Origin of the sequence: Pseudomonas sp. A-R-19 (assembly GCF_019956575.1) — a bacterium.
Classification (GTDB): Bacteria; Pseudomonadota; Gammaproteobacteria; order Pseudomonadales; family Pseudomonadaceae; genus Aquipseudomonas.
In genome coordinates this window covers 1-11,671 of sequence record NZ_JAHBDR010000121.1, presented here as the reverse complement: position 1 = coordinate 11,671, position 11,671 = coordinate 1, and the positions used below count along the sequence as shown (strand labels likewise).

At 57.7% G+C, this 11,671-nt stretch carries 12 protein-coding genes; 11 read left to right on the top strand and 1 reads right to left on the bottom strand.

The genetic code is table 11. The annotated features are described in order from the left end of the window. The first annotated feature begins 181 nt into the window (after positions 1 to 181). The 9 genes from KGA88_RS30465 (at position 182) to KGA88_RS30425 (ending at position 9,129) form a co-directional block, all read left to right on the top strand. A complete protein-coding gene (locus KGA88_RS30465) occupies positions 182 to 799 on the top strand; it encodes a cytochrome b/b6 domain-containing protein (RefSeq protein ID WP_223596470.1) in 618 nt (205 codons plus the stop codon). Then, the gene (locus KGA88_RS30460) at positions 796 to 1,581 is read left to right on the top strand and encodes a molybdopterin-dependent oxidoreductase (RefSeq protein ID WP_110660846.1); all 786 of its coding nucleotides are present in this window, start codon (positions 796 to 798) and stop codon (positions 1,579 to 1,581) included. The genes KGA88_RS30465 and KGA88_RS30460 overlap by 4 nt, the downstream gene beginning before the upstream one ends. 53 nt (positions 1,582 to 1,634) lie before the next feature. Next, a complete protein-coding gene (locus KGA88_RS30455) occupies positions 1,635 to 1,919 on the top strand; it encodes a pentapeptide MXKDX repeat protein (RefSeq protein ID WP_110660847.1) in 285 nt (94 codons plus the stop codon). Between the two features lie 55 nt (positions 1,920 to 1,974). After that, on the top strand, positions 1,975 to 2,670 hold the full coding sequence (locus tag KGA88_RS30450; protein ID WP_223596468.1) for a hypothetical protein: 696 nt from the start codon (positions 1,975 to 1,977) through the stop codon (positions 2,668 to 2,670). Positions 2,671 to 2,830: 160 nt separating this feature from the next. Continuing rightward, positions 2,831 to 4,237, top strand: coding sequence for a hypothetical protein (locus KGA88_RS30445; protein WP_223596466.1), 1,407 nt, complete (start codon positions 2,831 to 2,833; stop codon positions 4,235 to 4,237). A gap of 313 nt (positions 4,238 to 4,550) precedes the next feature. After that, positions 4,551 to 5,063, top strand: a complete 513-nt coding sequence (fae, locus tag KGA88_RS30440) for a formaldehyde-activating enzyme (RefSeq protein ID WP_075948975.1) — start codon at positions 4,551 to 4,553, stop codon at positions 5,061 to 5,063. 10 nt (positions 5,064 to 5,073) lie between these two features. After that, on the top strand, positions 5,074 to 6,108 hold the full coding sequence (locus KGA88_RS30435) for an aldo/keto reductase (protein ID WP_223596464.1): 1,035 nt from the start codon (positions 5,074 to 5,076) through the stop codon (positions 6,106 to 6,108). Beyond that, the gene (locus KGA88_RS30430; protein ID WP_223596462.1) at positions 6,105 to 7,538 is read left to right on the top strand and encodes an NAD-dependent succinate-semialdehyde dehydrogenase; all 1,434 of its coding nucleotides are present in this window, start codon (positions 6,105 to 6,107) and stop codon (positions 7,536 to 7,538) included. The genes KGA88_RS30435 and KGA88_RS30430 overlap by 4 nt, the downstream gene beginning before the upstream one ends. Before the next feature lie 226 nt (positions 7,539 to 7,764). Further along, positions 7,765 to 9,129, top strand: a complete 1,365-nt coding sequence (locus tag KGA88_RS30425; protein WP_223596460.1) for an MFS transporter — start codon at positions 7,765 to 7,767, stop codon at positions 9,127 to 9,129. 136 nt (positions 9,130 to 9,265) lie between these two features. Here KGA88_RS30425 and KGA88_RS30420 read toward each other — a convergent pair whose 3' ends face one another. Continuing rightward, complete coding sequence (locus KGA88_RS30420) at positions 9,266 to 10,141, bottom strand: LysR substrate-binding domain-containing protein (RefSeq protein WP_223596458.1); 876 nt, start codon at positions 10,139 to 10,141, stop codon at positions 9,266 to 9,268. A 334-nt stretch (positions 10,142 to 10,475) separates the two neighbouring features. On the opposite strand from KGA88_RS30420, the gene KGA88_RS30415 reads away from it, so the two are divergent. Further along, positions 10,476 to 10,883, top strand: a complete 408-nt coding sequence (locus KGA88_RS30415; protein WP_110659760.1) for a response regulator — start codon at positions 10,476 to 10,478, stop codon at positions 10,881 to 10,883. 60 nt (positions 10,884 to 10,943) lie between these two features. After that, complete coding sequence (locus KGA88_RS30410) at positions 10,944 to 11,606, top strand: HAD-IA family hydrolase (protein ID WP_223596456.1); 663 nt, start codon at positions 10,944 to 10,946, stop codon at positions 11,604 to 11,606. Positions 11,607 to 11,671: the final 65 nt, after the last annotated feature.

Sequence of the window (11,671 nt, the reverse complement as noted above, 5' to 3'; positions counted from 1 at the left end):
CGATGGTGTATCAAGCACCGTTGTGTCGTCTGACACACCATCGCGAGCAGGCTCGCTCCTACAGATTTTGCGGTGATCTTGAGAGCGAGTTATCACGTTTAATTTAACTTTACGTGAGGATTTGGCGATCTTCCGGCTCCCATACTCGGCTCCAACGAACAACAACAAACGGGAGCCGGACATGTCGCAGAGCACTGCTTCACCCAAGTCCAGTCATCCACGCTGGCTCCGCCTGACCCACTGGCTCAACGCCCTGGCGGTGCTGGTGATGGTCACCAGCGGTTGGCGCATCTACAACGCCTCGCCGATCTACGAATTCAGTTTTCCCAAGGCGATCACCCTCGGTGGCTGGCTGGGCGGCGCGCTGCAATGGCATTTCGCGGCGATGTGGTTCCTGGCGATCAACGGCCTGATCTACCTGGCCTTCAACCTGTTCAGCGGACGCCTGAAACGGCGTTTCTTCCCGGTTTCGCCCAAAGGCGTGCTGCATGACCTGTGGGCTGCCTTGCGCGGAAAACTGGGGCATGCCGACCTCAGCCATTACAACCAGGTGCAGCGCGTCGCCTACCTGTTCGTGATGGTCGACATCACGCTGCTGGTGCTCTCCGGGCTGGTGTTGTGGAAGTCGGTGCAGTTCCCGTTGTTGCGTGAATTGCTGTTCGGTTACGAAGGCGCGCGTCGTGTGCATTTCTTCGCCATGGCGCTGTTGGTGGCCTTTGTGGCGGTGCATCTGCTGATGGTGGCGCTGGTGCCGAAAACGCTGTTGGCCATGATCGTCGGCCGCAAGGAGCAGGTATGAAAAAGCGCATTCAGATCCCGGGGCTGGACGAAGCATCGATCCTCACCGATGCCCACAAGATCCTCGCCCCGCAAATCGAAGACCGCTCGCGCCGCTCGTTCCTGCTGCGCGGCCTGACCCTCGGCGGCGTGGCGATGTTGTCCGGTTGCAACATCACCGACAACGAAAGCGTCGAGACCGCGTTGTCGTCCATGTCGCGCCTCAACGATCGGGTCCAGGGCTGGCTGTTCAATCCCAATGCGCTGGCGCCGACCTATCCCGAATCGATGATCACCCGGCCATTTCCGTTCAATGCCTTCTACGGCATCGACGAAGCACCGACGGTGGAAGAGGAGGGTTATCGGCTGGAGGTCACCGGCCTGGTCGCCGACAAGCGCAGTTGGCGCCTCGAAGAACTGCGCGCCATGGCCCAGACCGAGCAGATCACCCGGCACATTTGCGTCGAAGGCTGGAGCGCGATCGGGCGTTGGGGCGGCGTGCGCTTCAGCGATTTCCTCAAGCGCATCGGCGCTGACACCGATGCCAAATACGTCGGCTTCAAATGCGCCGACGACTACTACACCAGCATCGACATGGCCACCGCGCTGCATGCGCAGACTCAGTTGACGCTGACTTACGACGGCGCCGTGCTGCCCCGCGAGTATGGCTTCCCGATGAAGCTGCGCATGCCCACCAAGCTCGGCTACAAGAACCCCAAACACATCCAGGCGATTTTCGTCACTAACACCTATCCAGGTGGCTACTGGGAAGACCAGGGCTACAACTGGTTCGGTGGCAGCTGATGAACGTGCGAACCATTCACCGTCCACAAACCCGTGCTTCAAGGAGATTCATCATGAAAAAGTTGACCACCGTTGTCCTGTCCATGTGCCTGGCCGTTGGCGCCGCCAGTGTTTTTGCCGCCGACACCATGAGCAACGACAGCATGAGCAAGGATTCAATGTCCAAGGACGCCATGTCCAAGGATGCGATGAAGAAGACCGATTCGATGTCCAAAGATGCAATGTCCAAGGACGCGATGAAGAAAGACGCGATGTCCAAGGACTCCATGAGCAAGGACGGCATGAAAAAAGATGCCACGTCCAAAGATGCGATGAAAAAGGACGCCATGTCGCAGTAAATATCAGCAACCTCCAGTGGGAGCAAGTTCGCCTCCACTGGGGGAGCGGTAAGCGATGGGGACGGTGTGCCGCAGCCAACAAACAATTAGTTACCATACCAGACTTGCCGAAAGTGCACGCGCAACCAAAACTGCAGGTTTAAAGTGTTGTACACAATTCGCGGTAGAAAAAAACAACATGTTCCCATCTGGTATTTCATCTTCAAGTCGTGCGCCCATTGATAATCAATCCGGCGCATTGGCAGTGACGGCAACATCCTCCGAACACTATTTTCATTCTTCTTTTTTTCCCGCCAAAGGCGATCTGGTGTTAGGTCAGCCATCCGTTGCAAGCAAGCAAGACTCAGTGTGGACGCCCGGTCGTCTGCGGGAAAGTCTGTTGTCAATGTTTAATATAATGTTTGAGCAGCCTGAGCTGTTTGGTTTTCAAGACGCGAAGTGCACGAAAATAAACGATAGGCCAGATTCGATCGTGGATTTGGTGGGCACGATGGATATGGTCTTGAAGGAGGAAAGGCAGCGTAAAAAATCCAGTGTGAATAGCGAACCTGTCAGGCAACCCGATAGTAAGAGTATTCACAATGCTAACGTTGATTTGACGGGGGAGGTAGTCGGTGAGAGTGCTTGCGTCAGAAACTTTTGTAATGGTTTTCTTGAAGCGATGAATGAGATTGAGGGAAGTATACGAGGCTCCAATTCAAGTGATGAAATCGTATTGACGGACTACCACGGTATTTTTTTTACGCAGTAATCTTGATCAATTATTTTCAGGGTTGTGTGAGCACTCTCGTTACATTCCGGCAGCCAAGCTTCTCGAAACTGCAAGCAATCAGAAAGAACCCGTCGATGGAACATCATGGCAACGTATTCATAAACCCGCCGCCCATTTATTCTCGACTATCAGTAAGGACATGATTGATGGGTTTATTCGGCAGCCAAGCAAGCCAGAGCCTACAGCCCGCATTCATTTTTTTCTGGATGACATCCAGATGCATGATGTGGTTGACAGGACTGGCGCAGATGCCAATGAAACAACGTCTGAGGAACTGCGTCATCTATATCAATACAAGGATGAGTTGGGCGATAGAGTGAGGTTCTATCAAGATAACCTGGTGGTACCAGCGCCGTGGGAGCAGGATCCGAAATTGTGGAGTCGATGCGCAATCGATGCCACTGTGGCTTCAGCGCCGTCAGCACCTGAAAAAGCGATAGCCACAAGCGTTCAAGCTGACTCAAAGGGAGACGTGAGTGCATCGGTTTCATCCCTGCTGACAGATATTTATTATTTGAATTTTCGTGATTTCGATCTTGGAGACGAGTACGCCAAACGTAATGTAGGTTTTCCGGCGGAAATTAGTAAGTCGTATCATGAAGAAAAATGGGACGTTATTATTACTCAGGAAGAATATGCCTCTCTTTTAGCCTATAAAAAGGGATTTGATAAGCATATAGATCCTTGCATGGGTGTGGTGAATTCAGAGAGGAAGGGTTTTAATACAGTAGTGTCCTACATAGTGTCCGCGTTGGATAAATTGAGGGAGTTGGGTCAATTGGAATATTGCAACGGGTTTCGCATATACAGGTTTTTTGCGAAATATCCGGAGCTGCCAATTAAATTTCTTGAGGCAAGCTATTTGCACAGTTCTATTGTGCCGATAAAGCAGCTTCCTGATTTTCCTGAAGAAAAAGCAGCGAGCCCTGATCAGGTATTCGACTTCAAGAAAAATGATAAAGATGAGTATGAATTCATCCGGAAAAGTGATGGCGAAAGCTGCCAGCTGAATGGCGTGTTTACCTATGTCATCCTTCCAGATGAGCCTGATCATGTTTATTGCGGTGTGGGAAATGGTCAGCAGAATTCGAAAGGGGAGCCGAACGAATATCGGCATCGTAATATTTACTACGTAGAAGGTCACAGTTCACTGGCTCAAGGTAAAGATGTGCTGTTTGCTGGTGAATTTTTGTGTTTGGACGGTCAACTGAAACTCTGGACTAATGGCAGTGGTCATTATGAGCCAATAGCTGAGCTTCGTTTAACTAATCTAACGGAAGTGGTTAAGCGCATACTCCCTGATAACTTGTTTAGAGATCACGATGGGCTGACGGCAACTGAAATTCAGGCGCTCAACGCGTATATACAGATTCCGGAGAGTGACGAAGTCATTTTGACGGATAGCGACTCCGCACCTGCCGACTCTGATTCCGACTCCGACTCTATAACCGATGCAGATGTCTACAGGAAATCAATGATGGATAGAGGGTTGGGACGCCGGGTGCGCGTACGGTCTGTTGGTCCGACAAACGCAGGCGCAGTATGAAGAAAAAATGAGATGAAGTAATCGCTCCCATCGACGCCGCCACGAGCTGAGTACTCTGATGGTATGACTTGAAGTCATACCATCATGACTTTTAATGGTTACAGCCCCGCCAACCCCCGGTGTTAAAAAATCGCAAACCAGCTCATCAACAACAAAAAAGAGCGTTTGCAACCATGACTCATCATCACTGCCGCGTCTTCGCCAGCTTGCTGCTGCGCTCTTCAAACCCAGACATCTGCCACGCCAGGCCTCGTGCTTGCGTGCGCTGCTGAACACCCAAACAAATCCCTCTGCGTCCCAAAGAGTAATGATCATGAAAGAACTCGACCTGTACATCGGTGAAGGTTTCGAAGGCCCGGGCGTGAACGCCGCGCACATCAACATTCTGATCGGGCCGCGTAACGGTCCGGCAGGCCAGGCGTTCGCCAACAGCCTGGCCTCGCCAAGCCAGGGTCATTGCCCGTTCATGGTGATCGCCCAGCCGAACATTCCGGTCAAGCCGATGACCCTGTATGTGAACAAGGCTGCGATCGGCAGCGACCTGCATGGCAACGCCACCTGGGGCGCATCCCAGGCCGGTATTGCCAAGGCCGTTCTCGAAGCGCTGCTCGACGGCACCTTGCCGCCGGAAGCCGAGGACGAGTGGGCCATCGTGACGGCCAACTGGGTCAACCCGGCCTGCGACGACCTCGATGCGGTGTACCTGAACAACTACAACGCCTGCCGCACCGCGATCCGCGCCGCCCTGACCGGCAAGCCGGAAACCGCGCAGCTCAAGGATGTGGTCAATCACATCAGCAACCCTTTCTACACGCCAAAAGCCTGAGGTCCGCGCCATGCAATACATCCGTTTGGGCAACTCCGGCCTCGAAGTCTCCCGCCTGTGCCTGGGCACCATGAACATGGGCACCCCGGACTGGAAACCGTGGATCTTCGATGAGAAGAAAAGCGAGCCGATCGTCAGGCACGCGCTGGACAACGGCGTGAACTTCATCGACCTGGCGGACTTCTATTCCGCAGGTGTCGGCGAAGAAGTGGTAGGGCGCATCGTCAAGCGCCTGGCCCATCGCGAAGACCTGGTGATCACCACCAAGGTCGGCTACGGCACCCGCAGCGGCATCAACGCCAGCGGTCACTCGCGCAAGCACATCATGGACAGCATCGATGCTTCGCTGATGCGCCTGGACATGGATTACGTCGACGTCTTCATGCTGCATTACTTCGACGTCAACACCCCGGTCGAAGAAACCATGAGCGCCATGAACGACATCGTGCGTTCCGGCAAGGCCCATTACATCGGCGTGTCGACCATGCTCACCGGGCAGTTGGCAAAGATCCTCATGGCCTGCGAGCGCAACGGCTGGGTCAAGCCGATCAACATGCAGTTGCAATTGAACTGCGCCTACCGCGAAGAAGAGCGTGAGATGATCCCGTTCTGCCGCGACCAGGGCTTGGGTGTCTCGGTGTTCAGCCCGCTGGCCCGTGGCCTGCTGACCGGCGACGCGCAGTCGACCCGCAACCAGACCGATTTCTTCACCCAGCAGATGTACAGCGACGAAGCCTCGTTCGAAATCGCCCATTCGGTGCAGCGCGTGGCCCGTGCCCGTGGTGTGTCCAACGCACAGATTGCCCAGGCGTGGGTGGCCAACCATCCGGGCGTGGATTGCATGCTGGTCGGGGCCGACACCACTGAACAATTCGACAGTGCCCTGGCGGCCCTGGAGACCAAACTCGATGCCGAAGAGCTGCATGAGCTGGAGCGTAACTACACGCCGTGCGACGTGATCAACGATTACACCGCCGGTAAACGTATCCTGCGTTCGGCCCGCCCGGGTCTGGAACGCTTCAACCTGACCGAGGCCGTGGCATGAGCGCGTTGATCCGTCACGGCAATTTCATCGATGGCCAATGGTCCAGCGGCGGTGCGACTTATCCGGTGCTGAACCCGGCCAATGGCGAGCTGATCGCCGAGGTGCAAAAGGCCGGCGCTGAAGAGACTGATTTGGCCATCGCAGCCGCCAACCGCGCCTTGCCGGCCTGGCGCAAGCTGACCGCCAAGGAACGTAGCCAGCGCCTCAAGCGCTGGAGCGAGTTGATGCTGAGCAATCAGAAAGAACTGGCCACGCTGCTCAGCCGCGAACAGGGCAAGCCATTGGCTGAAGCCATGGGCGAAGTGGTCTACGCCGCCAGCTTCCTGGAGTGGTTCGGCGAAGAAGCCAAGCGTGCCTACGGCGATGTGATCCCGAGCCACAAGGCCGATGCACGGATCATCGTGGTCAAGGAAGCGATTGGCGTGGTCGCGGCGATCACCCCGTGGAACTTCCCGTTGGCCATGGTCACCCGCAAGGTCGGTCCGGCGCTGGCAGCCGGTTGCACGATGATCCTCAAACCGTCGGAGGAAACCCCGTTGTCGGCGTTCGCCCTGGCGGTGCTGGCCGAGCAGGCCGGGATTCCGGCCGGTGTGTTCAACATCGTCTCCGGTGATGCCGTGGCGATTGGTGGTGCGCTGCAAGCGTCGAGCGTCGTGCGCAAACTGTCGTTCACCGGCTCGACCCGCACCGGCAAGTTGCTGATGCGCCAGGCCGCCGACACCCTGAAAAAGGTCTCGCTGGAGCTGGGTGGCAACGCGCCGTTCATTGTGTTCGACGACGCCGATCTGGACGCGGCCGTCAAAGGCGCGATGGCCTCGAAGTTTCGCAACACCGGGCAAACCTGTGTCTGTGTAAACCGCTTCTTCATTCAGGATAGTGTGTACGAAGCCTTCACCGGAAAACTGGCCGAAGCGGTCGCAGCGATGCGTGTCGGCAGCGCCCTGGACGGAGAAACCGAGCAAGGTCCGTTGATCAATAGTGCAGCGCTGGCCAAGGTCGAACTGCACGTGAGCGATGCGGTGGAGAAGGGTGCCAAGGTTCTGTGTGGTGGCCGTCGTCATGCCCTGGGCGGCACGTTCTACGAGCCGACCATTCTTGCCGAAGCCAGCAGCGACATGCTCATCGCCCAGGATGAAACGTTCGGTCCGGTGGCTGCCTGCTTCCGCTTCAAGGACGAGGCCGAAGTGCTGCAACGGGCCAACGACACACCGTTCGGTCTGTCGGCCTACTTCTACAGCCGCGACATCGGCCGCGTCTGGCGCATGGCCGAAGGGTTGGAGGCGGGCATGGTCGGGATCAATGAAGGGATTATTTCCACGGAAGTGGCGCCGTTCGGCGGTATCAAGGAATCGGGCCTGGGTCGCGAAGGTTCGAAGTACGGTCTGGATGACTACCTGGAAATCAAATACCTGTTGATGGGTGGTCTCTAACCCCAGCCAACCCCCTGTAGGAGCGGGCCCTGTGGCGAGGGGGCTTGCCCCCGTTGGGTCGCGAAGCGGCCCCGGCATTTCCGGCCTTTAATCGGATGTTCCGGGTTTACGGCCGCTTCGCAGCCGAACGGGGGCAAGCCCCCTCGCCACAAAGGCTTGCTCCCACATTGGGTAATCAGTATTAGCAGTTTTCTTTCTCCATCAAGAACAACAATTGGAGATTTACATGTCCGTTAAACCGGTAAAAATCGACGACCTGCCCATCGGCCGTTTTCACATCAAGATCGCCGGCCTGACCTTCGGCGCGCACTTCACCGACGGCTACATCCTCGGCCTGATCGGCATCGCTTTCACCCTGCTGAGCCCACAGATGCAGCTGGACGCATTCTGGCAGGGCCTGATCGGTGCTTCGGCCTTGATCGGCCTGTTTCTCGGCAGCCTGTTCTTCGGCTGGATCTCCGACAAGGTCGGCCGGCAGAAAATCTTCCTCGTCAGCTTCGTGCTGATCACCATCGCCTCGGTGATGCAGTTCTACGTTGAATCGGCCATGGCGTTGTTCCTGTGCCGGGTGCTGATCGGTATTGGCCTGGGCGGTGACTACAGTGTCGGCCATGCGATGCTCGCCGAGTTCGCGCCGAAGAAACACCGCGGTGTGATGCTCGGTTCGTTCAGCGTGGTCTGGACGCTAGGTTATGTCGCCGCCACCTTCATCGGTACCGCCATGCTCGGCCTTGGCGATGATGCCTGGCGCTGGATGCTCGCCTCGTCGGCAATTCCGGCGGCACTGATCCTGATAGCCCGTATCGGTACTCCGGAGTCGCCTCGCTGGCTGGTCAATCAGGGCCGCATCGCCGAGGCCCGGGCCGTCGTCAAGAAACACCTGGGCGAACACGTCGAACTCGACGAAACCCCGTCCACCGAAACCCGTTCCGGCTACGCGGTGCTGTTCAGCCGTGAATACCGCAAGCGCACGGCGTTCAACTGCCTGTTCTTCGTGTGCATCGTGATGCCGTACTTCGCCATCTACACCTTCCTGCCGTCGATCCTGCAGACGATGGGCCTGGCCGAAGGGTTCGGCACCGAACTGATGTTGAACATGCTGCTGATCCTCGGCGCGCTGATCGGCATCTGGTGCACCGTCAAGTTCACCCGACGCGGTTTCCTGATCAACTCGTTCATCATCCTCGCCGTGGCGTTGTTCCTGTTGGCGGTGTTGCCGGGTAGCGCGGCGTGGCTGATGGTGCTGGTGTTCGGCGTGTTCACCCTGGTGTTGTCGGCGGTGAGTAACCTGGTGGGCGTGTTCCCGGCCGAAAGTTTCCCGACCGAAGTGCGTGCCAGCGGTATCGGCCTGGCCACGGCGGTGAGTCGCCTGGGTTCGGCGATCAGCACCTTCCTGTTGCCGGTGAGCGTGGCGGGGATTGGCATGAGCCCGACCATGGGCATTCTCGCGGCGATCCTGGCCATTGGCGGGTTGTTGTCGTGGGCCTGGGCTCCGGAGACCAAGTCGCTGACCCTGAGCCAGGCGGGCAAGGCGCAGAGTCCGGTGGAGGGTGGTGCGAAGGTAGCGGCGAAAGCGGCTACCCCGGTCTAACAGGCGGTCGCCGATCCAATTGTAGGAGCGGGCTTGCTCGCGATGGACTTCAACAAAACGCTGGGTGCCTGACACACCAATGCGCTCTCTAGTCCATCGCGAGCAAGCTCGCTCCTACACAGGGGATGCCGGTGACTTAAGGCTTACTGACCAACCCCAACCACTCGGTAAACAACCGCACCTTCGACAAGCCCTGCTTGTCATTAGCGATATCCAGCCAATAGCCATACGGCCCGACCACTTCCACCGGGGTGATCGGCAGCAGGCTGCCATTGGCCAGTTCCTTTTCGATCATCTGCCGGTCGATCACCGCCAGCCCGCCGCCCGCCAATGCGGTGTGGATCACCTGGTCCAGGGTGCTGAATTCCAACCCTTGCCCCGCGTCGACATCCTCACGGCCCATGGCCGCCAGCCAGTTCTCCCAGACCTTCAGGCGCTTGCCGTCGTGCAGGATGTGCAGCAACGGAAATTGCCGCAGGTCCGGCGGCTCGCCGTTGCTGAACAGCTCCGGACTGGCCACGGCGATGTGCCGTTCCATGACCAGCAAGCGGCTGCTGCAATGGCTGGCGGCTTCGAGGCCGAAGCGGATGTGGCAGTCGATTTCCGCGAGGCTGTCGTGGCCCAGCGAGTTGGTCACGCTCAGGCTGATGTCGGGATAGCGTTGCACGAACGCCCGTAGGTGCGCCGACAGCCAGCGTGTCGCCCAGGTCGGTGGCGCGACGATGCGCAGGCGTTGCCGAAGATTGGGTACGCGTACGGCTTGCAGGGCGCGTTCGATATGGTCGAAAGCCTCGCTCAGGTGTGGGGAAAGGGCGGTGCCCGAGTCGGTCAGTGACAGGCCCTGGGGGGTGCGGATGAACAGCGCGACGCCGAGGTAGTCTTCCAGTTGTTTGATCTGCCGGCTGACGGCGCCCTGGGTAACATTCAGACTCAATGCCGCCTGACTGAAACTGCGATGCCGGGCGACTTCTTCGAAGATTCGCAACATGTTGAGCGAGGGCAGTTGACGCATGAAGAAAGGGCTCCGCACCGGCCTCCAGTGTTGCGTGGGGCAGGTTGAATGTACGACATTTCAGAAGGCCCTATCTGACTATCAGTGATGGGCTGATGCAAGTGTTGTTTGAGATGACGCCATCGCTGGCAAGCCAGCTCCTACAGAGATTTTCGCTGTTCACAAAACCTGTAGGAGCTGGCTTGCCAGCGATGGCCTCCCCAAGGATGTAAAAAGCCCGGATCGGTCACCTGCTGTATCAAAAATGAATTTCCGCGGAGTCCGCTGCTCATACCTTTAAGGTAGCGGATTAGAGCCCGCGAAATCATTGAGGCAATCAGGGAGCGGCACGGTCATGAGTCGAATAGCGACGGCGGGTGGAGATCTTCCTGGTGGATTGATTCTGGTGGTTGAGGACGATCCGCTGATCCTCGAGTTTCTCTGTGAGATTCTTCAGGAGGAAGGTTTTGTCGTCGAGCCGCAGATCAGTGCGGACGCAGCAATTATCTATCTGGAGCAGCATGCGCCGCAGGTGGGCATGCTGCTGACGGATATCACCATGCCCGGCACGCTCAATGGCGCGGACCTGGCCAACCAGTTCGGCGATCGCTGGCCGGACAAGCCGATCATGATCATGTCCGGTTTCGAAACCCCTGAAAGCGCGGGCGTGCGACACGAGGTCGCTTTCATCAAGAAACCCTGGATGATCGGCGGGCTGCTCGATTGCGTGGGCCAGACCTTCAAGTCCAAACGACTCAACTGACCCGCGCGCAGATGCTACATTGCCGGGGAAATCCGTCCGGCACCTGCGAGGTCATTTTCCTTGTCCGATCACTCTGTATTCAACGCGACTTACCGTGCCTTTCTGTTCGACATGGATGGTACGGTCCTGACGTCCATTGCCGCCGCCGAGCGGGTCTGGACAACCTGGGCCGTGCGCCATGGTGTCGACGTCGAGACTTTTCTGCCGACCATTCACGGTGCCCGCGCCATCGACACCATCCGGCGCCTGAACTTGCCCGGGGTGGATGCCGAGGCTGAAGCCGCGTGGATTACCGAAGCGGAAATCGAGGATGTCGACGGGGTATTGGAAGTGGCTGGCGCAGCACGTTTCCTCAAGTCATTGCCGGTTCATCAATGGGCCATCGTCACTTCCGCCCCACGGGAACTGGCGTTGCGGCGGATGGCGGCAGCGGGCATTCCCGAGCCCGGGGTGATGGTCACGGCCGAAGACGTCACGGCGGGTAAACCCGATCCGGCGGGGTACCAACTCGCAGCCCGGCGCCTGGGCGTCGAACCTGGGCAGTGTCTGGTTTTTGAAGACGCCACGGTGGGGATTCTGGCGGCCGAGGCGGCGGGGGCGGATTTGATGATTGTCACGGCGACTCCTGAGCAGCCTGTTGAGACGCCTCATGCGACGTTGGCGGGTTATGAAGCGGTGCGGGTTCTGGTGGATGCCGCTGGACTGCGCCTGCTCACCGTCTAATGTGGGAGCGGGCTTGCTCGCGAAGGCGGTGTGTCAGGCAATTGCAATGTCGACTGACCTGTCTC